At 44.3% G+C, this 25,329-nt stretch carries 41 protein-coding genes and 1 pseudogene; all 42 read right to left on the reverse strand.

The features are described 5' to 3' along the window. Nucleotides 1-545: 545 nt before the first annotated feature. Complete coding sequence (locus tag JCM10519_RS23820; RefSeq protein ID WP_054742361.1) at nucleotides 546-1,334, reverse strand: type II toxin-antitoxin system PemK/MazF family toxin; 789 nt, start codon at nucleotides 1,332-1,334, stop codon at nucleotides 546-548. Nucleotides 1,335-1,635: 301 nt separating this feature from the next. Further along, on the reverse strand, nucleotides 1,636-2,415 hold the full coding sequence (locus JCM10519_RS23825) for an N-acetylmuramoyl-L-alanine amidase (protein WP_054742362.1): 780 nt from the start codon (nucleotides 2,413-2,415) through the stop codon (nucleotides 1,636-1,638). 70 nt (nucleotides 2,416-2,485) lie between these two features. Further along, nucleotides 2,486-2,905: a phage holin family protein gene (locus JCM10519_RS23830; RefSeq protein ID WP_054742364.1), complete on the reverse strand. Its 420-nt coding sequence runs from the start codon at nucleotides 2,903-2,905 to the stop codon at nucleotides 2,486-2,488. Nucleotides 2,906-2,916: 11 nt separating this feature from the next. Further along, on the reverse strand, nucleotides 2,917-3,054 hold the full coding sequence (locus tag JCM10519_RS23835; protein WP_054742366.1) for an XkdX family protein: 138 nt from the start codon (nucleotides 3,052-3,054) through the stop codon (nucleotides 2,917-2,919). 4 nt (nucleotides 3,055-3,058) lie between these two features. Further along, nucleotides 3,059-3,517: a hypothetical protein gene (locus JCM10519_RS23840; RefSeq protein ID WP_054742373.1), complete on the reverse strand. Its 459-nt coding sequence runs from the start codon at nucleotides 3,515-3,517 to the stop codon at nucleotides 3,059-3,061. 17 nt (nucleotides 3,518-3,534) lie between these two features. Then, nucleotides 3,535-4,674 carry a hypothetical protein gene (locus JCM10519_RS23845; protein ID WP_347845334.1) on the reverse strand — a complete coding sequence of 380 codons (1,140 nt, stop codon included), beginning with the start codon at nucleotides 4,672-4,674 and terminating at the stop codon, nucleotides 3,535-3,537. 118 nt (nucleotides 4,675-4,792) lie between these two features. Next, nucleotides 4,793-5,161, reverse strand: coding sequence for a hypothetical protein (locus tag JCM10519_RS23850; protein ID WP_054742378.1), 369 nt, complete (start codon nucleotides 5,159-5,161; stop codon nucleotides 4,793-4,795). A gap of 9 nt (nucleotides 5,162-5,170) precedes the next feature. After that, the gene (locus tag JCM10519_RS23855; RefSeq protein WP_054742384.1) at nucleotides 5,171-5,692 is read right to left on the reverse strand and encodes a putative phage tail protein; all 522 of its coding nucleotides are present in this window, start codon (nucleotides 5,690-5,692) and stop codon (nucleotides 5,171-5,173) included. A 107-nt stretch (nucleotides 5,693-5,799) separates the two neighbouring features. Beyond that, entirely contained in the window at nucleotides 5,800-6,627 is an 828-nt protein-coding gene (locus tag JCM10519_RS23860; protein WP_054742386.1) for a baseplate J/gp47 family protein, read from the reverse strand. Further along, entirely contained in the window at nucleotides 6,576-6,830 is a 255-nt protein-coding gene (locus tag JCM10519_RS23865) for a hypothetical protein (RefSeq protein WP_054742388.1), read from the reverse strand. Before JCM10519_RS23865 ends, JCM10519_RS23860 begins: the two co-directional genes overlap by 52 nt. Nucleotides 6,831-6,975: 145 nt before the next feature. Continuing rightward, complete coding sequence (locus JCM10519_RS23870; protein WP_054742391.1) at nucleotides 6,976-7,230, reverse strand: DUF2634 domain-containing protein; 255 nt, start codon at nucleotides 7,228-7,230, stop codon at nucleotides 6,976-6,978. Between the two features lie 8 nt (nucleotides 7,231-7,238). Continuing rightward, nucleotides 7,239-7,532: a DUF2577 family protein gene (locus JCM10519_RS23875; protein ID WP_054742395.1), complete on the reverse strand. Its 294-nt coding sequence runs from the start codon at nucleotides 7,530-7,532 to the stop codon at nucleotides 7,239-7,241. 13 nt (nucleotides 7,533-7,545) lie between these two features. Beyond that, nucleotides 7,546-8,478 carry a hypothetical protein gene (locus JCM10519_RS23880; protein WP_054742397.1) on the reverse strand — a complete coding sequence of 311 codons (933 nt, stop codon included), beginning with the start codon at nucleotides 8,476-8,478 and terminating at the stop codon, nucleotides 7,546-7,548. A gap of 42 nt (nucleotides 8,479-8,520) precedes the next feature. Further along, complete coding sequence (locus tag JCM10519_RS23885) at nucleotides 8,521-9,252, reverse strand: hypothetical protein (protein WP_054742399.1); 732 nt, start codon at nucleotides 9,250-9,252, stop codon at nucleotides 8,521-8,523. A 3-nt stretch (nucleotides 9,253-9,255) separates the two neighbouring features. Further along, on the reverse strand, nucleotides 9,256-9,894 hold the full coding sequence (locus JCM10519_RS23890) for a hypothetical protein (RefSeq protein ID WP_347845335.1): 639 nt from the start codon (nucleotides 9,892-9,894) through the stop codon (nucleotides 9,256-9,258). Further along, entirely contained in the window at nucleotides 9,857-11,380 is a 1,524-nt protein-coding gene (locus JCM10519_RS23895) for a tape measure protein (RefSeq protein WP_054742404.1), read from the reverse strand. The genes JCM10519_RS23890 and JCM10519_RS23895 overlap by 38 nt, the downstream gene beginning before the upstream one ends. Before the next feature lie 10 nt (nucleotides 11,381-11,390). Continuing rightward, nucleotides 11,391-11,957, reverse strand: a complete 567-nt coding sequence (locus JCM10519_RS23900; RefSeq protein ID WP_054742405.1) for a hypothetical protein — start codon at nucleotides 11,955-11,957, stop codon at nucleotides 11,391-11,393. Between the two features lie 14 nt (nucleotides 11,958-11,971). Continuing rightward, nucleotides 11,972-12,385: a phage tail tube protein gene (locus JCM10519_RS23905; RefSeq protein ID WP_054742407.1), complete on the reverse strand. Its 414-nt coding sequence runs from the start codon at nucleotides 12,383-12,385 to the stop codon at nucleotides 11,972-11,974. A 70-nt stretch (nucleotides 12,386-12,455) separates the two neighbouring features. Then, the gene (locus JCM10519_RS33585; RefSeq protein WP_347845336.1) at nucleotides 12,456-12,812 is read right to left on the reverse strand and encodes a phage tail sheath C-terminal domain-containing protein; all 357 of its coding nucleotides are present in this window, start codon (nucleotides 12,810-12,812) and stop codon (nucleotides 12,456-12,458) included. A gap of 13 nt (nucleotides 12,813-12,825) precedes the next feature. Beyond that, complete coding sequence (locus JCM10519_RS33590) at nucleotides 12,826-13,521, reverse strand: phage tail sheath subtilisin-like domain-containing protein (RefSeq protein WP_347845337.1); 696 nt, start codon at nucleotides 13,519-13,521, stop codon at nucleotides 12,826-12,828. Continuing rightward, the gene (locus tag JCM10519_RS33595; RefSeq protein WP_347845338.1) at nucleotides 13,458-13,793 is read right to left on the reverse strand and encodes a hypothetical protein; all 336 of its coding nucleotides are present in this window, start codon (nucleotides 13,791-13,793) and stop codon (nucleotides 13,458-13,460) included. Before JCM10519_RS33595 ends, JCM10519_RS33590 begins: the two co-directional genes overlap by 64 nt. After that, complete coding sequence (locus JCM10519_RS33600; RefSeq protein ID WP_347845339.1) at nucleotides 13,794-13,967, reverse strand: hypothetical protein; 174 nt, start codon at nucleotides 13,965-13,967, stop codon at nucleotides 13,794-13,796. 27 nt (nucleotides 13,968-13,994) lie between these two features. Continuing rightward, a complete protein-coding gene (locus JCM10519_RS23915) occupies nucleotides 13,995-14,291 on the reverse strand; it encodes a hypothetical protein (protein WP_347845340.1) in 297 nt (98 codons plus the stop codon). Between the two features lie 106 nt (nucleotides 14,292-14,397). Further along, entirely contained in the window at nucleotides 14,398-14,712 is a 315-nt protein-coding gene (locus JCM10519_RS23920; protein ID WP_347845341.1) for a hypothetical protein, read from the reverse strand. Then, entirely contained in the window at nucleotides 14,667-14,894 is a 228-nt protein-coding gene (locus JCM10519_RS23925; protein ID WP_054742413.1) for a hypothetical protein, read from the reverse strand. The genes JCM10519_RS23920 and JCM10519_RS23925 overlap by 46 nt, the downstream gene beginning before the upstream one ends. A 12-nt stretch (nucleotides 14,895-14,906) precedes the next feature. Next, a complete protein-coding gene (locus JCM10519_RS23930) occupies nucleotides 14,907-15,092 on the reverse strand; it encodes a hypothetical protein (protein ID WP_347845342.1) in 186 nt (61 codons plus the stop codon). Between the two features lie 201 nt (nucleotides 15,093-15,293). Beyond that, the gene (locus tag JCM10519_RS23935) at nucleotides 15,294-15,632 is read right to left on the reverse strand and encodes a DUF4054 domain-containing protein (RefSeq protein WP_054742416.1); all 339 of its coding nucleotides are present in this window, start codon (nucleotides 15,630-15,632) and stop codon (nucleotides 15,294-15,296) included. A 49-nt stretch (nucleotides 15,633-15,681) separates the two neighbouring features. Beyond that, nucleotides 15,682-15,807: a hypothetical protein gene (locus JCM10519_RS33605; RefSeq protein ID WP_347845343.1), complete on the reverse strand. Its 126-nt coding sequence runs from the start codon at nucleotides 15,805-15,807 to the stop codon at nucleotides 15,682-15,684. Nucleotides 15,808-15,819: 12 nt separating this feature from the next. Next, entirely contained in the window at nucleotides 15,820-16,053 is a 234-nt protein-coding gene (locus JCM10519_RS23940; RefSeq protein ID WP_054742418.1) for a hypothetical protein, read from the reverse strand. Nucleotides 16,054-16,064: 11 nt separating this feature from the next. Further along, the gene (locus JCM10519_RS23945; protein ID WP_054742421.1) at nucleotides 16,065-17,105 is read right to left on the reverse strand and encodes a major capsid family protein; all 1,041 of its coding nucleotides are present in this window, start codon (nucleotides 17,103-17,105) and stop codon (nucleotides 16,065-16,067) included. A 15-nt stretch (nucleotides 17,106-17,120) separates the two neighbouring features. Then, nucleotides 17,121-17,630 carry a hypothetical protein gene (locus JCM10519_RS23950; protein ID WP_054742423.1) on the reverse strand — a complete coding sequence of 170 codons (510 nt, stop codon included), beginning with the start codon at nucleotides 17,628-17,630 and terminating at the stop codon, nucleotides 17,121-17,123. Further along, the gene (locus tag JCM10519_RS23955) at nucleotides 17,630-17,881 is read right to left on the reverse strand and encodes a hypothetical protein (protein ID WP_054742425.1); all 252 of its coding nucleotides are present in this window, start codon (nucleotides 17,879-17,881) and stop codon (nucleotides 17,630-17,632) included. Before JCM10519_RS23955 ends, JCM10519_RS23950 begins: the two co-directional genes overlap by 1 nt. Beyond that, nucleotides 17,866-18,807, reverse strand: coding sequence for a DUF2213 domain-containing protein (locus JCM10519_RS23960; RefSeq protein WP_054742427.1), 942 nt, complete (start codon nucleotides 18,805-18,807; stop codon nucleotides 17,866-17,868). Before JCM10519_RS23960 ends, JCM10519_RS23955 begins: the two co-directional genes overlap by 16 nt. A 76-nt stretch (nucleotides 18,808-18,883) precedes the next feature. After that, a complete protein-coding gene (locus JCM10519_RS23965) occupies nucleotides 18,884-19,132 on the reverse strand; it encodes a hypothetical protein (protein ID WP_054742429.1) in 249 nt (82 codons plus the stop codon). Then, the gene (locus JCM10519_RS23970) at nucleotides 19,129-19,623 is read right to left on the reverse strand and encodes a hypothetical protein (protein ID WP_054742431.1); all 495 of its coding nucleotides are present in this window, start codon (nucleotides 19,621-19,623) and stop codon (nucleotides 19,129-19,131) included. The genes JCM10519_RS23965 and JCM10519_RS23970 overlap by 4 nt, the downstream gene beginning before the upstream one ends. Before the next feature lie 581 nt (nucleotides 19,624-20,204). Further along, entirely contained in the window at nucleotides 20,205-20,813 is a 609-nt protein-coding gene (locus tag JCM10519_RS23975) for a phage minor capsid protein (protein WP_054742433.1), read from the reverse strand. After that, a complete protein-coding gene (locus JCM10519_RS23980) occupies nucleotides 20,813-21,019 on the reverse strand; it encodes a hypothetical protein (protein WP_054742435.1) in 207 nt (68 codons plus the stop codon). The genes JCM10519_RS23975 and JCM10519_RS23980 overlap by 1 nt, the downstream gene beginning before the upstream one ends. After that, nucleotides 20,995-22,247 (reverse strand): annotated as a pseudogene (locus tag JCM10519_RS33610) (DUF1073 domain-containing protein). The gene JCM10519_RS23980 and the pseudogene JCM10519_RS33610 overlap by 25 nt, the downstream one beginning before the upstream one ends. Before the next feature lie 143 nt (nucleotides 22,248-22,390). Next, nucleotides 22,391-23,638 carry a PBSX family phage terminase large subunit gene (locus JCM10519_RS23995; protein ID WP_347845344.1) on the reverse strand — a complete coding sequence of 416 codons (1,248 nt, stop codon included), beginning with the start codon at nucleotides 23,636-23,638 and terminating at the stop codon, nucleotides 22,391-22,393. Between the two features lie 69 nt (nucleotides 23,639-23,707). After that, nucleotides 23,708-23,935 (reverse strand): hypothetical protein, encoded by a 228-nt coding sequence (locus tag JCM10519_RS24000; RefSeq protein ID WP_347845345.1) that lies wholly within the window; start codon nucleotides 23,933-23,935, stop codon nucleotides 23,708-23,710. A gap of 439 nt (nucleotides 23,936-24,374) precedes the next feature. After that, the gene (locus JCM10519_RS24010) at nucleotides 24,375-24,803 is read right to left on the reverse strand and encodes a hypothetical protein (protein ID WP_054742445.1); all 429 of its coding nucleotides are present in this window, start codon (nucleotides 24,801-24,803) and stop codon (nucleotides 24,375-24,377) included. Nucleotides 24,804-25,053: 250 nt separating this feature from the next. Continuing rightward, a partial coding sequence (locus JCM10519_RS24015; protein ID WP_347845346.1) for a hypothetical protein occupies nucleotides 25,054-25,329 on the reverse strand: 276 nt, incomplete at its 5' end.

Below are 25,329 nucleotides of genomic sequence, written 5' to 3' on the forward strand. Positions count from 1 at the left end.
GTATATGAGCCTATAGCTTATAGGTGATTTATTCCCAAATAATCCCCTTTGACTTCCAGAATGTTTGTTCGTATGCTTATGTCAGGAGGTGGTAACATGCAGAGAACATGCATTCTTGCCCCAGACATAAACAAATGCCCTCACTACAAAGCAGATACTGGGAGCTGTGTTACCAATAATAATGTATGCGGATTTTTTATGGTATTGGAAAGGAAAGAGAAAAAAAGCGGAATACAAAAGAGAACCTAGATGGTACGAACAGTATTATAATAGGTAAGAATCATGGCGGGTCCGGAATACCGGATACCCGCCGCAGTAGTTTATAAAATCCAACATGGATTTCGTTGTTACTCTAGGAAATTATAAAAACAGATTCTTATCAGTAAAGAATATTATTTTTTTTATAAACAAAAAAAAGCCTCTTAACGAGACTTTTTCTATTTCTGCTCGCAAGGAGCATTGTCTTTTATTCTGCCGGTAAACGGCTTTGTTGTTTAATGTAACATAATAGTACATTATTAATTAATGATTGTCAAGCCCTTATACTAATCTTTAATTAGATTTGTATAATATTTTCCTATCCTACTATCTATTGAATCTAATTTATCGTTTGATAACTTTATATTACTTAAAACGTCATTATTAGTCTTTGGATTGTATATTCTTATTTTACTAACCGTCGTTAATTGATTTGTTAAAGCAATACTGCCTTTCTTCATCTTCTGAACTTCCAACCGCATTTCTCCCAACAATTTTATGCATTTTTTTACTTCTTCAATTTTAGTACCCAGTTCTCTAATCTGTTTAGAAGAACTTTCCAGACTTACTGTAGTCTCAACTTTAATCAAACTTTCTAACGCACCTTGTAATTCCTGTAAATCTTCACTTAGTTGCTTATTGTACAAACTTATTTTAGAAGACAAATTGGTAAATAACTCATTACCTAAATACACCTCTGTATTATGTAGTTTTTCAATATCCGTCCATGGTTTCACCGAGGTTAGTGGTACTACTGTTAATACGGGTGAATAGATAGAATTCTCCCTATCCGTTACTACGCAGTAGTGCAAGCCACCTTCTTCACTTCCTATATTATACCCGAGATGCACCTTAATTACTTCGCCTCGCTTGTACCTTCTCATTTTATCAGGCTTAAAATCCTGTTCAAAATCTAAAAAGGTTATATAATCTTCTAACCAATAGCTAAATTTATCTGCTTTATTTTGGATTTTGGAATTATTTGAAGCAATTAAATTATTCATATAATTCTGAACTTTTAATATAGCTTCGTCTCTGTGTTTTTCCAGTTCTTCTTTTGTTTTTATTTTACTCATGTTTCCCCCTAATTATTTTTTTGTTTCATTCCCCTCACTCAAACTGAGTGAGGGGACAATATATGCTTGTAGAAAGCTTTGACTTCTATTCTGCCGGTAAACGGCTTTGTTCTGCATATATTGTTTATATACTATGCCAAACAAAGCAAATATATGATTACCAGATAATACTAATAGTAATAGTCAATAATCTTTTTGTCAATTATAATATAAATTTTCTAATTTATCATTAATTACACGTAAGCAAAATCCATAATCATAGAAATTCAAGGATTAGGATTGTGTATAATATAAGACATGATCAACGCTTATAGAACTCTCCTATTCCCTGCACCCCCACCTGATCAGATACATACAAGGCGCATTCCAACGGATGCCCGGCTCTTGGCTCAAAATAGAAATCTTGGCCATCAATTACCTGCCAGCCAGTGAGCGCGTACCCGTCCGGATTAAAACGGTACTTATGGCCATTGATGATCTGCCAGCAGGACTTATAGTAAGTAGTCTTGGAATCAGCATACCACCAACCGTTCTTATCATGATTCCATCCTAAAGTATATTCTGCAGGAGCTTCCAGAGCCGCCTTAAACGCGTCCCAGGTATGCTGGGTGTGATTCCATACATAAGGGTTCGGGCAAATCTTCCCCGTTACATCATGATGGCGTATCACCCGGTCCGCAGGTATGTTATATTTCTCCATCAGCTCCTTGGTAAGCTCAATGGCCGCCTGCACCGTAACGTCCTCAAAATACCAGTCCCGGCTTGTGTCTGCCAAATTTCCACTGCTATTTCTTACACACATTTCAATACCAATACTGTTCTGATTCCTGCATTCCGGGTGGGTATAACCATTTGAGGTGCCGCAATGCCACGCAATGTTTTGATCTTCAACAGACTGCCAGACTTCTCCGCTGAATCCAACGTAATAATGGGCGCTGGCACCAATATACTGAGAGGCATAGTATTTACAGTTTGCCTCTGCTCCTCCTAAGGCCCCCACATAATGGATCACGATGTACTTGATACGATCCGTAGTGCCGGCATTATAATTATAAGGTGTAAGTAATTTCTTGATCTGCATATTGATCCTCCAATCCATAAGAAAAGGCCCAGGATTATCCCGGGCCCAAAAGTTGTGATGTTACAACAAGTTATTCTGTTACTTCTGCTTTCTTTTTCAGTACGTCTATGGCTTTCACCAAAATGGACGGAAGCGGCAGGCCCATAAGCCCGGCATTCTCCACGATGGAGATAAGCTCGTTTGCCATGAATCCAATAATCACCATGTCCCGTATGTAATTGGTCCCGATGGCCAGATCCAGGCGGTAGGCGATCAAAACAAATAAGAGGGTCATACACTTGCGGCACAGTCCTTTAAAGCCGGCTTTTGATTCCAAGGCGCCTGTCTCTGTCTTAGTGCTCCTCTTAAAAATCCCGGCCACTGCAAGGCCGGAAAAGAAATCAATGCCCATAAAAAGGACCAGAGTACCGATCCCGGTATCCCAGCCCCCAAATAATGATGCTATAAAGCTGCCCGCAGCTCCTACTATCGTACATAATATATTTTTCACTCTCATTTTCCTCACTCTTTCTCATATTCTTTCCCGGTGATATCCCGGAACTCGTCCCCTGTGATCCATCGGCCTACGGCGTTATACACCCATTGTATAGGCCATAATTTTGCTTCGTAAAAGCTTTTTACAATTTCAAACTTACTCATGATTTTATACCCCCTCTACGTCAATGCCGTTCATCATGGACAGATACGCTATCTGGGCATTAAGGCTGACAATCTTTGCTTTCTGTGCCTGTATCTCGTCCTGTATTGTTGGAGTCCTGTACTCAACGATAATAACGGAGTCCTTTACTTCCTCATATTTATAAATCGGTTTTTCATCATCATCGACACCTGCCTGTACCTGTTCAATGCCAACCGGAAAAGAAAAGTCAAATGTCGATCGCCCTGTATATACCAGATTGTCTTGCTTCCATTCTTCTACACCATCTTCATCATATTTAATAACAGTGGAATTTTCCGTAAGATTTTTGTGCATATCCTTAATATTGTTTGAACCGATGATGATGGCAACCTTTGCAGTGTACCCGGTTAAATCATTTAAGCTGCAACTGCCATTTGCAATGTTATAAGTCGTGTTTCCTATTTTAATGCTTTCATGTTTCATAAGTTTATTCCTCCCTTTTAATTATTTGTTTTGTAGCTTGCACTAAAACATGGAGATATTGTTCCTGCGTTCATATTGACCGCGGGAACAAATATAATATATCCCTGCGTGTTCATATAGCAGACCTGTGTTCTTGATGGACAGTCAGTAGTTACAGCAACACTAGAAAGAGAACCTATTGGCACTGGAAATCCTGGTATAGTATATTGCGTACCTGCGGTTAAGTTTGTAGTAACTTCAATACGCAGATTCACTTCTATAATCGCGTCACCATATATATTTCCATGCCTAACATAACCACCAGACCGTGTTCCCCATGTACATGATAAACCAGACTCAATGAGGTTCGATATCTGTGTACCTCGTTCATTAATAAATGTACCACTAATATCGTTAGTCTCGTTGCGTGCTAGTCCTGTAGGTTGTGCACCAGTCTTATGTATTGTTGCACCATATGCGGCTGACAAGCCATAATCATTATTAACCGATCCTGCCTGATCCCAATTTTCCGATAATACCGTACTATCGACAGTTTGCAAGGCAACATTACGGTTTGAAATTCGACAGCATGAAAATCTACCTCTTGATTCTCCGATATATATACCAGCCTTAGTTCTAGCAGATACTGTCGATTGACAATACACCATCGTGACTTTATGACAGCCCCAGATAACAATCACCGCATCTTCTGCATGAGTGCAGACAAAGCCGTTCACATATACATAAGAACTACAATACTGCACCGATATTGATTTTACATTACAGCCACCATCTAACGTATTCTTAGACGCACTGTTTATTATTATCTGACCACCAATGAATGATAATATATAAACATGTTCGTCATATGTACCATCCGCAACCTCTATAAATGCTCTATATCCATGTAAATCTTTTGGAACCATATCAACAGCATATTGAATATTCCGATATGGTTTTTCCTGAGTACCGTCACCAGTTATATCCGAACCGGTTGTTGACACATAGTAGGTCACATCGGATTCCAGAGGTTTTATGTTTTTAAGAAACCTCCGTACTTTTCCTAAAAATCGTTTTATGCTCTCCCCTGCAGATGGAATCGGGAACTTTGTTTCAGTTTCGATGGGTTCCAGGGTTTCCACCACGGTTTCTGAAATATCGCCGCCGGTAGCCTCCACTCTCTCCAGTACGTCCTGAATCGTAGCGGTTCCAGAAGGGTGCACCGTGACATTGAGCTCTGCTGCATCCTGGACTACGCTTTGAATATTGTATATATAGGAAGTGGGGGCAACTCCATTATATTGAGGCATCTCGTCTGGTGTCACTGCAGTTACAATACAAAAAAAGGACCTCTTGGGTCCCGTCCATCGCATATAAACCTATGTTATGTATATAGTAGGTTTTTTCAATCTCTTCATTACTAAAAAGCGTCCGCGTCTGAATCAAATTGTTACTTAAGATGTTACTTAAGACTTTTGTTTCAGGATAGTCCATGACCTGTTTAACACCCTGCAGATCAGTCAGCGCCTTAAAATCCGTGCTATCCGGATACTTATAATCTGAGGTTTTGGCCTTTGTAATATCTAACTGAATCTCTCCGGCCACGGCCCTGGCGATCAGATTTTCACCCGCAGCCGTTGTAATTGCTTTGTTATACTGTCCCATTATGCCTCCTTAAATTGTTGTTATCTTTGTGCCACTTACAGTGGTTCCAATATACAGACCGCCTTTAATATCTTTTGTAGCTTCCTGGCTTGCAATAATCTGGATATGGGCCGGAATGATATCCCACAGAAGATCATACAAGAGATTTAAGGCACCATACCGATCGGAAGTAACCTTGATGGTTAGTAAGCAGGTTTTGCTATTGACAGAAAGAATGTAGCCATCGGCCCCGTAAAGCTCTGCCAAACGGTTCTTAAGGAATCCGATCGTAAAGGGAACAACGGTATTATACCTTTGCAGGATTCGGCTTTTACGGTATTCTAGCGTCTCCCCTTGATACGAGATGCCAAACCGTTTTTCATAAAGTAGAATAGTATTTTCATCTGCAGTCTGAATAAAACAGTTGTCCCTTACCGATCGAATGTTTTCCTCTACTGCCTCCAGCCCCACCTCTTCGGCTTCCAATAGCCTGTTAAATTCCAGAATATTCTTAAACCACTCCGGGAGAAGCATCTTTAAATCAACCGCCATTTATCGTCACCGTCCCCAATACTGGCACTTGCTGCACAGCAGAAGTCTCTACGCATACCACATCCGATGCGGCTCCATTTATAGTAACGTCAGTTACATTCACAATTTCAGGAATGGTAAGAATTGCATATATAATCCTGGACACATACACGGTCACGGCATATTCTATTTTTTTGGCTTTTAAGCATGGCACCCCAGGATTGCCGGACTGATTCTAGGTATTCTTCTATCTTTTCCTCAATCTGACTTTTATAAGTTACTTCCCCGTTCTGTATACTGGATAGAAATTGAACGGTAAGGGAAATATCAAGTTTCAATTCTTCACCGGTTCCGATTGTTACCGCTGCCCCGATCGGGGCCAGCCCGTATCCATTGGGGGAGGGTTCCGTTTCATCATCTTCTGGGGGACAGATTGCATTTTGTACCCGATCAATGAGAGTACTGCCCGCAGGCTCATAATTACCATCTAAGATACTACATAGCACAGTTCCTCCTCCCTGCCATGCGGGGTATATCTGCACTGCCCCTACCCCTTCAATGGCAAGAATCGCATTCCGGTATGAAGCAATGTTTCCGCCAAAGGTGGCAACATCAAACGTAGCAAAGTACCGTTCTCGCAGGGAAGCGTCCGTTTCTTCTTCCGTTCCTCCAGAAAGCAGCTCTGTAAGCTGAGCTGAGGTGAGCCCCGTCACATAATCAACTGCAACCAACTGGCCGGAATAATTATTTCCGATCTCTCCCGCAGTTTCACATTCCATCTTGTAGCCGTATCCTACTTCCGCCTGATCAATAAATTCCAGTACCTTATATGTAAGGTATCCGCTTCCGGTAAGAGCAGAAAAACGAGAGCCTACAGGTACTTGAATATTAAAGATGCCTTTTTTTACCGCCCTGGTGGCCGCTTTTCTTTCAAGGCCCCGTTCCGCAACCAGCATGTTGAGCCAAGCCCCTTGGCAGTCTCAGCGTAAGCATTCTTCTGAACGGAGTCTAAGTCCAGATATAACCCTTCCAGATACCAGCTTTCAGGACCAAGAGCGGTCTGGATCATGGACCCTTCTCTTTTATCTATTGTATCTGGCACACGGTTTAACTGAGCCGCCAGTATATTTGCATAAGTCTTGTTGCTAAAATCATTCAAATTTCCACCTCCCCGGGGACAATACCATACACGGTTTTGATATCAAAAGTACATTTCAGCGTCCCCAGCTCCGTGGTATCAAATACAAAATTACCTACCGATAGGAAACGCTTATCAACAGAAAAAGCCTCTTGAATACGCCTTTTTAACATACTGGCCACGTATTCCGGAGCTTCCCAATTAATTTCTTTAATTCTCTGCCAAAATTGGAAGTATAAATCTGATTCTGGTACCTTTCAGTATCCAGTATGATTTCCGCGGCCTGTTTCATTGCTTCCAGGCCACCGCCTACCCTTTTAATGGTACCGGTACTTTTATCCACCAGATAGGTTTCCGTAGGGTATTCCCTGCTTTCATTTTCGTAAATATCTGTGCTTGCTGATTCTGGTAATGTTGCCATCGTATCACCTACACTTTCGACATTGCGATATAGTTCTGGCCGGCATTGGCTTTCAATACCAGCACCTTATCACCAGGCTTTATGCCTGGATTGATAATAACTGATTCTCCTTGCACCGTTACGGCACGGTACCGTAAACTATCTGTCAGAACCGCCACAGGTTCCGTTACAATCAACTGTGTGGCCTGGATTTTTAGTGCCAGAGGAGAAACCGACTCTACGGTAGCATAACCAGTATCCAGTAGGTCCATAGCTTTCACGGTGTCGTTAATAATAGACTTAAGTCTTTCAAGCAGTTCCATTTGCCCGCTCCTCCTAAATATTTATGATTTTGGCCTCGATCTTCATAGTGTGATCCCCGTCTGAAAAAGTGTGTTGTACTTTATCCAAGACTAATCGATACCCGCCCGTAAGCTCCGGAATTTCCTTGATTTTAAAAGTAGGCATTGCTCCTGCCCTAAGATTAGGTGCTCCATCAACGCCATCTACCGATATAGTTTTCAGCACCCGGTCATAATACGCTGCCATAATATTTCCTTGTTGGTTAATCTGCGCTTCATTCAAGTTTTCATCTACCTTTACGTACTTTTGCAGGAGCCCCCACTTCTTAATAGTAGTACTATCTTTAAATATGTAGGTATCTTCTTGCCCGGTTTCCTTATTTGGGCGGACGAGCTTTATTTGGTTATAAGTATCTGAATCAATATCAGATTTGTAGGAATAATCCGTTAAGATACTACCATTACCAATAAGAATATCAGATGTCATATTCTTAGCTTCTTTGAGAGACAGTTTTCCAAAATCATCGTAGAAAACAAAGATTTTACCAGTATTATATTGAGTTACTTGCAAGCCATATTCGATGATATCCAAGCATTCTGTATTCTCCTTTGTAAGAGTAGGTATGACATATCCGGTATCTTCCAGGCCTCCTGCCTGTAACTGCATATCCGTAGCAATCTGTTGGATTATCTCCCCTAGCCGCTTTCCCACAAAGCTATAACTGGCTTTTGCTTTTAAATATCTAAGCTGATCGTAAGCCGTAACAGAAACAACACCCCACCGATCCTGCTCAATAACAAAAACAAAGCCCAGGAAAATTTCTTTCCCATCAACATAGAATTGAACCTTCGCACCCTCTGTAAGGTTGATCGGTTTTTCTTGTAAGTAAGTAAATGTTAGCTTACCAGCACTCCCGTTTCTATTTGTAGTGTAAGTGATTTTTTTGTGTAACAGGAGCATAATCATACATTGTATTTGACTCAGAATTGAAAATCAAAAGTTTATAACTCATCCTGTCACCTGCAGTTGATCTGCCTTAATCCATCCACGACTCCCGCCTATCAATATCGGATAGGCACGGGAAGCGTCTGGAATAATCCTTGAAACTGTTGTTGTCAAGTTGTTTGCTGTGCCCGTGGGCTTATCTCCATAACTGCTGCTGAAATAAGTCCCGTTTGCAATGACCGTAGCCCCTACACGCAATTCGGGGGCTGATGATAGGGGCCTTGGTTGTTCTTCCACCTGGACAGTCCCCGTGGCAGGCTGTTCAGGCTGTGGAAGCGCGATCTTGATCGGCGCATAGTCGCGATACTCCTTAAACTTAATCTTATAATACACGTCGCCAGCTTCTCCACCTTTTTCGGTTGTTTCAAAACTATCTATCAGTGCACTTATATTTGTATCATACATGCGGCTGCCCCTGGCATCGTACCGGCTTATCACAAGATCACATATTTCCTTGTTGTCCCTTGCATCCAAGATTGCCTCCACATAATCTCCAGGCTCCGTCCAATCGTGTCCGTAAATAAGCGGATCGTTTCCACTCCCCGGGAAATAAGATTCCCAGGACACCTCCATAAGGGACGGCAACCTGGGAACAACAATCTCTCCCACATCTAAAATATCGTAGGTCTTGTGATCAGAAGGATATGAAACAGTGTATTCTTTTGGATTGACAGGAAACTCTATGGTGTCTCCTCCTACATCCGCAAAAAAATTTATATTTATTTCGCATGGCACCTCCTATGCATTCACGACATTACTACTAGAAGCCTGCTGTGTGCCCAATACATTACTTAATGCGCTGAGCATGGCGTCGACATCAGAACCTCCGCCACCATAGTTATTTTGGTTCACGGTTGCATTGGTCTGTGGTACTGTAAGATTCACCAAGACCACATATTGCCGTTCCGACAAGTCCCGCAGAAGTTTGATATTCTCATCAGCGATATTCACCTCCTGCTCAATCTTACCTACTTTTCCAACCTTTTCAACGTTCCCAATATCGCCCATTCCTACGACGTCGCCCATTCCACCTAATTTTCCGGTGATGCTATCAAGACTGAAATTCATATTGTCCATTTTTTTACCAAGAGAGGCTCCTAATTCACCGCCTTTGCCAGCAGTTGCACCGGTATCCAATTTTGTCATTCGTTTTATCGTGACAGCCTGCTCACCAAATTCATCGTCTACCCAACCACTTAATTTATTTCTAAAGCCTGATACGGCTCCAGATATGTCTGTTTTTAGTAGCGCGTCGATCGCATTGGCGACTGTCTCAATCTCTCCCAAGATCGTGTCAAATAGACCATGTATAAGATGTGCGATGGCGGACGCAGGATCATCAAGTACATTTGCAAAAAAACTCAGCAAAAACAGCAAACAAATTCCACAAATCAGCTACCATGTTATATCCCACTGCATATATAAAGCCGAACACAGTACCTACTTTCTGTCCTATCTCTTCAAAGGTAACACCGGCCTGCGTGATCCCCAATATCAGCGCTCCCACCAATACAGCAATCAAAATGAATGGTAACGCCGCAGCTATCCAGCCTGCAAAAGTTGCCAGCCCAGAAGCCAATCCCACGGCACCTGCTATTGCCAAAGCAACGCCTATCCCAATCAGGATGGGATATATATAATCCCAGTTTTCAACCACAAAACTCGCCCCAGAAGCTAACAGATCAATAGCGTAGCCTGCCACATCAGCTAAAATCTCAATGGCGCCGATAATTCCCTCTATAGCTTCCTTCCCTATGTCACTGTTTAAAAACTCATTCATTTTAGCGAGAACTTCATCAAGGGCATAGACACCAGCATTTTTGATCAGGTTCCATGAGTCTGCCCATGTCATTGGTATGCTCTCAAACTGCTCATTGATCTTATCCGTGGCGCTTAGCATGGCCTTTTTCACTATATCCGCGGTAATTTGGCCGTCTGCCGCCAAACCCCTGATTTCACCAATAGGTTTACCCAAGTAATCAGCTATAGTCTGTATTACGTTAGGGGCTGCTTCGAATACGGCGTTTAACTCCTCACCGCGCAAGACTCCAGATCCCAATGCCTGGGTAAGCTGCAGGGAGGCAGATGCAATTTCTTGCTGACTGGCCCCTGCAATCTTGAACTGCTTATTAAGGTTTTCAGCAAAGGCAAGAACTTCGTCACTGCCTGAAAAAGCGTCTCCCGCTCTTTGCCCCAGCTTCGCGACCACATCCGCCGTAGCAAGATAGCTTGTTCTGGTTCTCTGGGCCGATAAATATATCTTTTCCTGAAGCTGCTCCGTTTCTTGGAGACTGTTATTCAGGGCTTCATTCCCCTGACTGCCTGTATCGGTTGCAGGAGGCTGAAACCCCTTATTCATAAGGTTTAATCTGGCGGTTGTTTGTGTCATTTCATCGGAAAGACCAAATAATTCTTTTCCCATCTTAAATCCAGCCGCAACCGCTACCACTTTTTTTATAGTTGATAACAGCTTGCCCGCAGAGCCATCAGCCTGCTTAATCTTATTATTGTGACTTTCCTGCTGATTTGTGGCCTTTACAGAAGTAGCTAATATCTTTTTCAGAGTCTCATTGATTTCATTCATTCCCTGAACAGCCACATATCGGGAATTGTCGCCCATTTCCCTTATTGTCGCGTTGAGACGGTCCATTTGCGCGGCAGACTGTGCACCGGCCTGTCTCATGTTTGAAATAATTGCACCTGTAGCCCCTCCGATGGACCGACGCATAGTCATTTCCGTATTTGTAACAGATTGATCAATGCGTTGCATCTGATTTACCGCAGAATTTCCAAGGTCAAGGAACCTGGAAAAAGATGAACTGAACTGATCACTAAGTATAAACTCTTCTCTTATCTCTCCCATGGCTCCTCCTTTACTTCTTGGGGCGGCTATTGATTTCTTTTACTGCCATCTGGTACATTAATATTTTTTCATTATCAGAAAGATCTGCAATTTCGTGGGGAAGTCGACCGTGATTGACAAACATATAGTAAGCCAGCAACGTGTCCATGTCTCCCCCGTTTAGAAGTTTTTTTGCCTCTTCTATTTTCTCCTTAGGATCCACCATATCATTTAATTCTAAAATCGCATTGGATAAGCGGTTATATTCTCCTACACTCAGCATCTGGGAAGGGACATCCAAAGGATCTTCTGTGCCGTAATATTTACATATTTCCTGATTGCTGAAATCCGGTTCCTGGACGCAGGCAAGGACCAGTCTCTTAGTATAAAGAAGGTTATCCAGACTCTCAACTGAATTGCCCTTTACACTTGATGTTTTCCTGCTCATTCGTGCCAGTTTCTCGTTTTCTTTCTGAGATATGGCCTTAATCACAAAGGGTACCGGCTTTCCCTCATCATCTTTAAACCGATCGGAAATGATAACTTCCTTTGTTACTCCTGTTACCGGTGGCTGTAAAAATGCTTTTAATGCGCTCATAAATTAATTTCCTCCTATTCTCCCAGCTGAGCTGGCGCTGAAAATGCATTAAGGACCTCGATATTCGTAAAGCTGAATGCAATGTCCATGGTTAAAAACTCTGTATCTGCGTCAAGAATCGCAATGGGGAGCTTCTGCAGCTTCACATTATATAAAGCCACTGTCTGCGTCCCCACAGTACTTCCTTCATCATCATTCGTAATCTGAATGGTGAAATAGGGAAGCTTTCCGGATTTCAAATAGGACTTAAGCATATTCAGAAACTCAGGCGTCCCATAATACACCGTTGCCGATCCGGTAAGCGATACGCCAGAAGTTTTTTTCTGGACAAGGTTTGTACCGACTACCTTAAAATCTGATTCCTGAAACTCGGCATCGGCCTGAATCTTCTTAAGCCCAAACATTTCCACGTTTCGGCCATCAATCACGCAAAGGCCCGACCGGCCTTGCCATTCAAGGCGTCACGTTCTAATAAAAAGCCCATAATCTACCTCCTTGTTAATCTGTAAGGGTTGCCGTGATGTAAATCTTTTCAACAGCTGCCACCGGTTGAATTGCAAGCGTTATCACAACGGCGTTTATTGCTTCTCCCGCTTCCACTACTACATCATCCGCAACAAAATTCTGAATGCCTCCGTTTGCCTGGATCTCGTTCAGATATCCAACAATCCAAGCCTTAAGTAAATCACGGCCTGCGGCATTGTTCTGGATTTTACCTATGTAATTCTGCGAAAAGTTCTTGTATATGTCGTTTGCAACAGTATCCATGGCGCGGATCACCTGATTTAGGCTGAATGCCTCACCCTTATCCGGCGTGTAAGTGGTAAGGGTGTTGATATCAGAAACCACTTTCACACTTCCAAACTCTTCAAAAAAATACAATCTGCCCTTTATTCAGCGCCTCATCAACTTCCGTTGCTGTTAAACGAGGGGAAACATTCACAGCGTCCGGATACTGTGCATATACCAGGGATTCACTGTAATTTGCCCCGGCCTCTGCTCCACCAACCCACCAGGTTGCCTGTTGAGGGGTAAGCGTGGTTCCGTCTGACAGTACTACCCCATTTTTCACTGAAATGACGGCATCAGAATTACTCTCAACACCCGCCATAACAGCCTGACACTTCTTGCCAAGATTATCCCGCATCCGTCTAATGAAAGCCACGTAAGCAGCCTGTACAGTGCTGTCAGGGCCGTCATAAATCAATATGTTAAAGGTGTAGGGTTCTAGGGCTGTCAGAAACGTGGAATAGGCTGCGTTGTTCACAGTTCCATCCGAACCCCCTGTAAGGGCTGTTCCTGCACTGGCCGCTAAATCTCCCGTCCCTGAGAACACAACCCACTCATTGTCTTGCAGGTCTGCAACAACCTTACCGACCTGAGTGTCCTTGACGGATCCGTCAACAATGGTCTGTACTGTAAAGCTACCCTCATTATCCGGATCAGCAACAACGGAAACAGAGATATCATTGCCCCTTACACCGTTATGCTTTGCTGTGATTATAAGCGGCTCAATGGTTGCGGCCGCTTTTGCCGCGCCTGTAGCGCCTGGCCGGTATAACATGATCTTCGCCGGTCCCTTGTGTGTCCGGATCCTTTAAAAATCTCTCTCAAAAACAGGGCCTTATTGTTGGTAGAATCATATCCGATAAATGGAGTGAAATCATCACCGACATTAATCGTCATGAGCTCCCCCTCTGGTCCCCAGGACAACGGCTCGCAGATCGCAACGACACCCCGGTCCCCTACGCTGACAGCCTGTGCCATACTTGACTTTACATTGATATACACACCCGGCTGCTTTTTGTTTTGACTGGTCCACGTTCCTCCGGCCATCTATTTTCCCTCCTTCTTTCCAAAAAACTTATCTAATATTTCTTTTGCTTCTTCCACGGTGTACTCCGGATCTGGGAGCAGCGCCCTAGCAAAATCCTGCTGATAGCTTGCAAATCCTTTACTCTTAAGCAGGACTTCTGTTTTATACTTAACTGGTGTCTTCTTATTCGACATCCTGTTTTATACCTCCTTCATAGGATTCTACTGATTCAATGACAGGCGTGTTGTCCGGATAGGAAACGATGGCCTTAACGGTGAACTGATAATGCAGCTCCCCATCGTCAATCTTCCATTCCCGGTCATAAGTCCGTAGCTTTCCGCCCTCATAGGGAATAAACTCCAGGCAAAGTCCAGCTGATCAGCAACAGATACCAGCTGATCATGGGCATCCGGATCGTTTCTTTCAACGAGATACACCACATCAATTCCGATATTCCGCATATAACGGCGGCCTACTCTGTTTTCCGTCTCAGTCGGCATGAAGAATATAAAAAGCAAGGAACATCTGTCCCCTGCTGATTTGGATTGCTATATACTGAAACATCCGGATAACTTTCTTTCAAGGCTCCACCTATGGAGTCTAATAACTGTGTAAGCGTAAATTTCATTTAAAATTCTCCTTCACCCGCTTATCAAGTTCCCGTCTCACAACATTTTTATAACGCCCTATGGCAGCCTGCTTCATGTATTTACCTTGAACATAAGGGGTTTTTGTCCCCACCGTAATACCACCAAGGCTGGGATCTACTTTTTCAAGCATATTGCCGTTTACAATCAGGCCCGGGACAAAATGCTGATCCATACGATGGCCGTCATTTACATAGGAAGAATATTGCATATTGTTTGCAAGAGTGGTCCGGGCGCTACTTCCAGTCATAACCGGCTTTGTAATGCTATCCAGCTCCCATGCCTGCGCCATATCCCCCGATCGGTGCCGGTTCCGGATATAGCGGATCCGTTTGGCGGAGTCAATTCCGTAGCCCGTTCTACCGCTGCGATTGTGGCTCCCTCCAGAACTTCCTCCATAATCTTAGGTACGTTCTGTCCCTGCTTCCGAAGCTGTTCCAGGCGCTTCCTGGTTGCCTGACCAAAGGTTGACATATAAGTCCCTCCCTACTTTATTACTTCATCCATCAATAGGACCGCTTCTTGATGCTCCAATCCGGAAAGCACTCCGCCAACCGGATCATAATAAGGCTGCGGCAGACCGGCAAAGTACCGCTCAGGTTCCCGATTGCTTCCTAAGAGTCCGCCTCTTACAATCATAAGCATATCCCCTGCCTTTAAATCCACTGACACATCACAGGCCACTTTATCTGTGGCCGTAGCTGTGGCCGCTGTCTCCTTCCAGGAAGGACCGTTCCTCTTTGTACTGTAGACCCGGCACGAATATCTTTATAAATCTCTTCCCGTCGCTTTTTATCAACATTACCAACTTTATAACTAACGTTTCGGGAAATGCTCATGGAATCCGTATACCAGTTTTCAAAAATGGGATTATCAAATAACATACATACCACCCATTCCAATCATACGGGCCATAGTTACAAGCTGCTGGCCGTACTGGGTCGCGTTCCAAGATCCCCACTTTGCACTGGCTTCTGTGATAGCTTCGTTGTCATAGCTGATTGTCGTATCTCCCATAGTGGCCTCTTTCACAAGACCGGTCTGCTGACCGGTTGCGGCAGCTCTGGCCGGAGTAACAGATCCATCGGAGTAGGTCTTTAAGTACAACGCAGAGAAGTGAGCCACATAAAGACCAGCTGCGTATCTCCATATATCTCCGTACCGGCTGGGTAAAATGCTGGCATTACTGTTGTTGATGAATACCTGCAGCATGGGATCAGGAACCAGGCTTATGATCTGGTTCTCTGTTTCCTCTCCCTGACTAATCTGCTTTTTTTGTGAACTGAGGAAAATCAGTCAGAAACATTTCCTTTGTATAGGACCCAATCTCACCTGGCTGCGGCATGTTGGCCGCTGCGGATATTAAACCATGAAACTGCTCATACATGCCGTTTCCTCCTTATTCTTCCCGCTTATCAGCGACGGCGGCCTTTACCTCAGCTTCAACATCTGCCTGCTCCAGTGCTTTGTCTTTCTTGGCTTTAGGAGTGGCAATGGACCCGTCTTTTATAGCTGCAAGCACTAACCAGTGTTTTGCCACCCAAGCCGGGACCTCTCCGATATAATCACGAGGAATAAGGAATTTCTTCTCTCCCTCGCGGATTTCAAAACTCTTTTTACTGTTTATAAACATAGGGGTCCTCCTTAAATTCCGTCAACATAGCGCATGATATTCTCATAGAACATCTGCACCTCGGAAATGTTTGCAAGATATGCGGTGTCATAGCAAAGATTCGTTGCATTCGGCTGAGTCATTGCTCGGTTAAGCGGCGCCAGTTCGTCCATGGCAATGAAGCGTTCTGTATTAATGTAAACCACCATTCGGTCAGTATCGCCTGCACCAGCTCCCTTGCACCAGGAAGCCCCGCCGATATAAAGCTCTGTTCCATTTTGCTTGGAAACGTTATTCTCCAAAAGGAAAGTAAGGATCGTCTTTTCTGCCAGATCGGAAACTCTGGTCGTCGCAAGGTAATTGAACTGCTCGTAGGGCATCAGGATATGATTGGGAATGGCACTCCTGTCATATTCCGCAGTAGCCCATACTGCAAGAATGGCATCGTTGATATCCTGTAAGATCTGATCTGGAGTTTTGCTCTTAAAAGTCGTCAGGCTGCCGGTTCCGGTGGAAGCTGCGTTTGCTGTGGTCACATTTGGATTGTTGATAAGCCCGGTAGAACCGTATTTCTTGATGCCAACATAAGCATTGGCATCCATGTGCTTATCATAGGTCATTCTGACGCCGTCTCTTAAAATACTTTCGTAGCTTCTCCCGGTCATATTGCCACGCTGCATATCCACGAACATGATACGCATACCAACGGAAAAGATGTGGGTTTTGAAAAGCTCTTTGTCAAAATTTGCCTGCACCATGGGGATTCCATTTGCCCCACCTGCATGGACCGGGCCGTCCTCACTGCCTCCGGCAACTCCGTATTCCACATTCATGGCTGACACATATTCAGCCCAGCCGCCGCCTACACGGACAGGAAGATCACGGCCATATGTAAAGCTGGTAAGCGGCTGCCGGATCGTATTGTCTCTCTTTTCCAACTCCGACTGCAGGAATGCCCCGCCGTTTGCAATGGCCGCTGCGTCCATGGCCTGGAATTTCTGTGGAGCCGCAGCTCCGGTTGATGGAGCAGTTACTACGCCCGCATCAAATGTACCCATATTCTGATATTTCATATTGAATTGTCCTCCTTATGCTCTGTTGCAGGATAAAATCCTGATTTCTGCTACACCGTTTGCGTCCTTTTCTCCATGCCATTCGCAGTTTGTAAGCTCCACTGTTTTTCCGGTATCTGCTGAGGCTTCAAACCCGCCAACAACACCAGTTGGAATGGCTTCATTAGCCACTGTTCGGACATAAACCTTTCCACCCAACTTCGGGCTACCTACGTTACAAAGTACATTAATACAGCCACGCTTAAATGCACTGGTCGCTTCTCCTGGTTCATACTGTCCAGCTGACTGGGATAAATAAGAAGTGGCTGACTTAAACTCCCTGGAAGCCACACCTACAAAGTCAACAGCAGTATTGCTGGCTCCAAAGGCCACAACATTGCTTTCACTGTCATAGACCAGAGGCGTGCCAAACTTTACAGCGGTGGTTCCGCCAAGCGGGTGCGTATCAATAATCATATCCGGCTGCCTGGAATAGTCTCCGGCATATCCGTGTGTCATGCTCTTTCCAATAACCTGTCCTCTCATTATTTCTTACCTCCATTCTTGTGTGGGTTCATAGCATCATAGGCCGACTGGCAGGCATCTAAATCAATGCCCGGCTGTTTATCTGACAGCCTGGCCGCATTCTTCTGGGTGGTCGCCGCTATCTTTGCGATATCGCTCACAGAATCCTTATCCGTTAAACAGGCGATAAGTGAATCCGTGACAGCCTTTTTGTCGGTGGAATCCTTAATACTTGCGATCACCGGGCGAAGCTTCTTTATAACTTCTGCCATGACGGCTTATCAGCGGTACCAGTGGCTTTGTCAAGTTCCTCTGCAGGAATCACCTTTGCCTCAGCACTGGGAGCCGATTCTTCATTTTCACCTGTAAGTGTCTTAATTAAGCCGTCCAGCGGGTCCTGATCGGCTTCTGGCTCCTTTTTAGCAGAAAGTAATTCTATGAGTTTATCCAATTTTGCATCAACGCTGGAAAAGTCTTTTACCTCCTCCTTTGTAGGAGCTGCCGGTTCTGTTTTCTTCGGATCTTCCCCCAATGCCTCCGCTGCGTCATCCGCCATAGTTTCAAGTTCTTCCGGTGATGCATCTTTTGCCGCCTGGGCAAACAATTTAAAAAATAAACTATTCTTTTTCATGCTACTTTTCCTTTCTGGCCGCTTAGCTCTACATTCTTTTTTTGAATCTAAAATCGCAACATTCTTTCCCGCCCTGCCCCGTGTGACTACTGCCACATGATTCCCACGGATATCGTGCTGCGAATAGGTTCCATCTCCATTATCAGAGTAGCTGCACTCATAACCGCAGCTGATCTCTCTCTTACCTTCCTGCACCTCTCGGATCAGGGTTTCATCCTGGACGTGCAAATCAGCCACCATGTGACCCTCCCACCGCCCTTCGCCTTTTCTTACGTTCTGAGCGTGGCCCTTTGCGTAAAGGCTGTATGTTTCTGGTGTCAGAAGCTCTGGCGGGTGTTCGTTGGTTACAGGCTTCCCCTCAAAACTGGACAACGCCGCTTCGGAAAACACTTCTTCCGGTGAGCGCAGCACCTTAACCATCTTGGAGGAGCTGCCCGCGGGGTTCAATTCACTTTCCAGGTAGTCCATACTCCCAGTCCGGGCAATAGGAACATTCCGGCAAATTAAAAAGCCCTCGCCAGTCTCAATCTGGTTAGGGCTTATGGTATATCCGTAATATGCAAGCATTCCATTTCCTTTCTGTTGTGATATCACAACTTTTTAGGGTACAAAAATACCACCAGCCTTTTCCGACCGATGGTATCTACAAATTTGCTATGATCTTATCCGCTTCTTTTTGGCTGATTTCTTCCACAAGGTTCAGAATATCAGAATTACCCATCTTGTATGGTGAATTTGTTGGTTCTGAGTCATCGAATCCCATAACCCTATCCATTAAGATGCTGTCATTATCCACAGCCCAGCCTTTGCCCGGCTTATACAAATAGGGAACGTAATCCTCTTCCTTCCCCAACAAATTCAAATCCTTGATGCGATAATATGTCACACTCATTTATTTTTCACCTCTTCGATATTTGCTGGTATCTCCATGCCCCGTGACTGCTCCATCATCTTTCTCCTAAGCGCAATAGCTTCGGGAGAAGAAGCACTTAACAGCCTCCACGCTTCATAATCCTTGTGCATTCGATCCTTCACGCCGTAACTTTCAGGCGTATGGAATTGTACTTCAAAGTCCTGATATCCTTTTCCCTTTGGATCTTTTATTCTGAATGTACAATTAATGCCGTTATAAGGGTTCCCTTTGTTATGCCAGAAATTCTTTACTCTTACAAGATCGTATCCTTTCTCCTGTAATGCTCCCGTAATATTCTTATATGAATTTACAAGGGTTAAAGGATTATCCTGGTAAGTATAACGTATTACATCATTCGTGGAGCTGATAGTATCCTTTATTCTTTGAGGATCAAGGCTGTGTTCGCTTTCCTTTCCCACTTTTCTCAGGAAGGAATCTTTTGCCTTTAGCCGGTATTCCAGGCCAACCATAGGTACTCCGGTATCTTTAGATATTTTTGCCAGATCAGTAGTGATGGCCGGTTCTTTAAGGATTATCTTGTTGTAAGCGTTGGTCTTACGGTAAAGCGCCTGCGTGCTCTTCCAGCCCTCACCATCATTATACTTTAATTCACGGAACTTTTCAAAGCTTTTCGGAATATCATTTCCAAGTATCGCCCGGTATCGTTCATGCTGTTTATAATCACTAAGCAGTTTCTGCCGGTTCCTGATCTTTTCCTTGTAAGCCGCAATCTGTTTCTTGCTTCTGGGATCCTCTGTGACAGGGTTCTTACTAAAACTTGAAAAGTCCTTATCCTTTTGGATCTGGGCTTCACTCTTTCCGATAGTTGTATATTTAACCAGGGCATGAAGACAGTTCGGGTGGATATTAAGATATGTATTACTTAAATCGTTTCCCCCGTCAGGATCAATCTTCCCAAAAGCGGAAGACAGTGGGGGATAATCTGGGTTTGTACCGGACCGGCTGTAAACCCTTCCTTCAAGAGGTGCACATACAGGACAGGTACTGCCGATCTTAACAATACGGTATAGATCATGGTCCGGATCGGCTGTTAATATGGCAGATACTTCAGCCTGCCTGGCGGTTGCCTGGTAGCCATGTTACAATAATCCTGTAGGCCCCAATTACGTCCGGCTTTATCGGTAAAGGCTGTTATATTCTCAGACCGCAACTCACGTGCCATACTGGCCGCCGCTTTGCCTGAGCCGTATCCTGCGGCTCTTGCCTCTGTTACTGATTTCAGGGCGGCTTCTCTTATCTTGTCAGCCTCTCGCCTGCCAACTTGAAACGTCTCTTCGATGTTCTTCTGGGTAGTGACGGAAGCCTCCACGATATCACCCAATAAGTTGTTGGATAACTGCTGAACAATTCCAAGCTGTGAAGCAGTAAGGCCGGCTGCGTTCTTATACCCATTGGCTGCCGCTTCGGATTTGTAGAAGATCTTTTCAATCATTGCAGGAACATAGTTCCAGCTTTCGTCGACCATCTCCTGCAGGATCTTCTGAGTGCGGTTCAGGGCAGCCACTTCGGCATAATCAACATACCCTTGATCGCGCTTTCGGTTTATTTCAGCAATCAACCTTTGCTCCGTTTTCAGAAACAGCATTCTGAGATAAGCCGTTTCATCCTTACTACCAGGAGGACGTATCATCTGCGGCATTACTCGTCAACCTCCTCAAATGTTCTCGGAAGCGATAGCCCTGCAAGGGGATCCTGCATGGCCTTATAATCTGAATAAGTCTTTCTTTCCGCTTGCTTTATGGCTTCGTCGGAAATGGTGCTGTACATGCCAGTTTCATCAGATAGGGCCTTAAGCTCCTTCTGAGCGGTAGCGGCGTCGATCAGATCACTCTGATATACCGCCATGATAGATTGTGTTTTCTTCTCGCAATGTCAGCGATCTCACTGGAATCCGGCGTCTGCAATGGCGGGAAGTCGATATCCAGATCATCAGGAACAGCCCCCCAAGCTGATAGAAGCATGACCGGAAGAATCTTTTCAAGCAATGGTCGGAACTGATTTTCCCTCAAACCGTCGATGTAATCATAATAGTTGTTCATGTCGCTTTCCCCGGTGGCGTTCATACCTGCAGGGGATCTCCCGAACAACTTTGTTACCGGGGTTCTGGCTGCTCCAGCAACGTCCATCATCATCCGGTCGTAAACGTCCGGTAATCCGGTAAAGGTGTACTGGGTGTTGTGCATGACATCACCCTTATTTACCAGACGCATTCCAAAGTTACTTTCCAGCACACTCTGAGCCTGTAAGGTCTGCCAAAATTTCCGTTGGGCCTGTGCATTATTCACAGCAAGCATCTGATCCATGGAATCCGTTTCCATGTAATTTACATTCGCCCGGAAGGTAAGGGCTGCGATATTGGAAGAGACGTTGTCTCTCTTGACAACTTCGGTGTATATGGCTTCAATTTCCGATTCTCCCCAGTACTGCTCTGCGATCTTCTCATTGTAAGGAAGTTCCCTGCCTGTGAATCGTACTACTCTGCTATGATGCACCCTGGATACCAGGACCCCGCTTTCCTCGTCCCGGATCGTATAGTAAGCAGGAAGCCCAAAATCAGGATCAGACGGATCTGTAACCAATCCCCATCTCTGTAGATACCACTCCACCGGTCAAGGATCTGCAAGCCCAGGAACGCTCCTGGAAGAATCAAGCCGTAATCTAAAGGCTGTGATAGATCGTCCTGGCCTCTTATCATGATGATCGCGGCAGCTCCACCATAAAGCCTGCCCCAATACATTCCTTCAAGGATAGACTTTCTTAAATGCACCTTTCTTTCAAGACGCTGTAAGACGTCAATTCGTTCCGGTGCCACATTGCTTTTCACAGTGTACCACTTACGGACCATATCCTCCGGAATGGTTGATATGATGTTCTGCACGATCCAGTTATCCCGGTAAAGGCTTGTAAGCAGCTGGTAATTCTGCGTCATGCGGGTAAGCGGGTACTGTGTGGCCTGTAAAAGATCCTGCGTTCCGTAGCCTAACCGTGCGATCGGGTTTGAAAATGCATCGTTTACCTGTATTCTATTTTCTGCCCGCTCTCTCTGCGGACGGTTTCGTTTTGGTCTTGCCATAAGCTCCTCCTATAATTTCACTGCCATTGCCGTAATTAGCACGAGGGTGCACCAGAATACCACTCCACAGATATCTTTCTTTTTCCACTGGTACCACGCAACTATCATATCAACGAACATTGCAATTAAGCACAAATAATATATCATTGAACATTCCTCCTCCATTTTGGCAGCTTGGTCATACAGAAATAACGCAGTGCATCAGGACCGTGATCCAGCTGCTTGACTGGCTTCTCTTCTCCATGCTGCGCCGCCTTATCGTCCCACACATAGGACCGCAACTCCGTGATTAATCCTGCACAGCGTTCATGCACCTTGATCTTTCCAGACTGAAACAGAGCCGCAACCACCCGGATCCCGTCTTCCACTTCGTTATCCCCAGGCTTTACAATGTAGCCCCGGCCTTTTAGTTCTACGATAAAGCTGGCCGCCGATGGATCAGCTACAATGTCGCATTGCAGATCCGGATTGTCACCCATAAAGGTAACCATGGCATCACCATACTGGCTGTCTGTTTTCTGCCCTTCCTTTTCCACACGACTGTCCCACCGATACTCCCGATCCACCCAGATGGTGTCTCCATCATCATAGATATCCAGGAACACACATGGATTCGTCGTGCCATAATCTAGGGCAATCGTGCGGGTAGACAAATACTCCAATCCCTTGGGCCGTGTATCATCATTGTATATGTTGACCGACTTGGTAAACATAGTATAGATAAGCCCTTCAGCAACCGCCCACAAACCCTTGATATAACGTAAAAAAAAGACACCGGCATACATGCTTCGGTATCTCTTCTTAATTTCTTCGTCCAGGGAAAGGTTGTCATCCATGGTGAAATGAAGGTACAATATGTTCTTTACTTCCTTGTTTGAGGTCCTTAACTCTTCGGCTTTCTTCTTCCCAAGGTATCCGATGGATTTATTGATCCAGCCAACTTTAAACCAATGCATGGGGCCTGCGGGGTTGCAGTTAAACCAGTATTTTGACCCTTTGACAGAACAACGTCCGGTTGCCTGATTTACAAAGGATTCAGGCATAAGAGCCACTTCATCAAAGAATGCCCCGGCCAACGTAATGCCTTGGATAAGGTCCTGGGATCTTTCGTCCTTGCCACCGAAAACATAGAAGTAATTCGTTACACCCTTCCGGCTGATCTCCACCATGTTTGGCTGATCACCTGCCAGATGATCCTTCACCTGGTACCCTCGGCTCCTAAGCATCAATTTTAAAGATGTAAGAACGTTCCGCCGGAAGCTGCCTATTGTCTTTCCACACATTGCAAAGTTCTGTCCGTCAAAGGAGCTCATAGCCCACATAACAAATGATAATGACATGGAAACCGTCTTGCCTGATCGGATCGCTCCATCAGCGATAATCCCATCCATGTCCTTAACCGGGGAATCCTTCGTCCACCAGTCAGAACCATTCTCTGCTTACGAGAAAACGGCTGAAACTTAAATATCTGTCTCTTCATCTTCCTGCTCATCTTCTTCCCAATCCTCCCAATCTGTACCGGCTGATCCGTTTAATGCATCAAGGAAGCCATCATCTTCCATTTCCTCTTCATCATCAACGCCCATCTTTGCTTTAGACGCTGCCATTCGTAACTGCTGTTCCTCCTGATCGACGTCTGTCTTCTCGGATTGTCCGGAATACTTCGCGATGACTTCATAAGCTCTCACATTTCCTGAAAGGGCCTCCTTTATCATAGCGGCATTGACCGCCGATTCCAGAGTACTATCAAGCCCAGGGCTTCCAGGACCGGGGACCATTCAGGGCTATCTATCTCAGCAGTGAGAAGGGCGTTCAATGTCTTGCGGAAGTCTGCCTTTTTCCTCCGTGCTTCTCCAGACGCTTTCCCACCCGCTGATGCAATTTTCCTCTGTTCAACCTCTGTTCGTTTATTAAACGGGATTAGGTTTTCATGTCCACGAGCCATCACCTCACCTTCCAATCTGGCTGTTTTTTACATTAAAATAAGCCACCTCCGGGCGGCTCATTAATTTTTCATTCCAATCAGAAACTCAAATTATATCATCACTAATTTCAACTACCTTATCGAACATATCTTTATAAGGATTTTTCTTCAAAAACTGCTCAACATTTTCCACCATCTTAATGTTATATGTCTTTCTTGTCGTATCTCTCACAAAAAAATTGTACTTTATCTTCTGGAAGCAATCCTAACCCCTCCAAACCACAGAATGATTTATCAATAACAACTTCTATCCCCTCACCGACATGTAATTTATAAGGAAATCTCAAAGGCTGGATTCCATTTAAATTGAATTCCATAAATTCAGAAGATAATTTGTTTTTCCCCTTAATGCCTAAAGTTCTTAATGTTATATCATATTTACCAATGTTAGTTATGCTTATTATAACGAAATCTCCAAAAACATATTTTTCACCTTGCGCAATTTCATCAATTCGTGCATGTAGCTTCAATCGTGTCTGATTATAATATCCTGACTGCCATAAAGCAACAACCACAGCCAATATAGTTCCTATAGCTCCTAAAGCCTGCCAAAATAACTCCCAAGTAAACATTTAACACTCCTCAACGTTTTCATATTTTACCATGAATTATGAAAAAAGAAAACACCCATCGAGTTACACAAGACAGGCGTTTTCAAAAAGGAGAATAAGTATGACTGAAAACCAATCGGAACACAAAAGTTCGTTCGGTAAAGCAATTATAAACGCTGCTTTCTATCCGATTTGAAAAGCCATGAAGAAAGCATAAGAACGTCGGCTTTAATCAGCTGCCAAGCTGTTACACCCGGCAGCCATGTGAGTATTATTTCTTTGTGTACTCAAGAACCACATAGGCTGTACAGCCTGAATAGGCTCCATTATTGTTTAACAGATGATATAATATGTTACCAGTTTCTACTCCGTAATACATATTTACTGCACCGGGTAATCCATCTGTTCGATTATAGGATATCGGAAACGCTACCTGATATAAGGCAGGCTTGTCAATCATGTTTCCATACAGATTAATCAACCGATCAACCTTAAGTTCAGAAACATTTGCAAATACAAGGGCATTGCCGCTTTCGTTAGCGAGTTT

Source organism: Clostridium sp. NkU-1, from assembly GCA_001312405.1.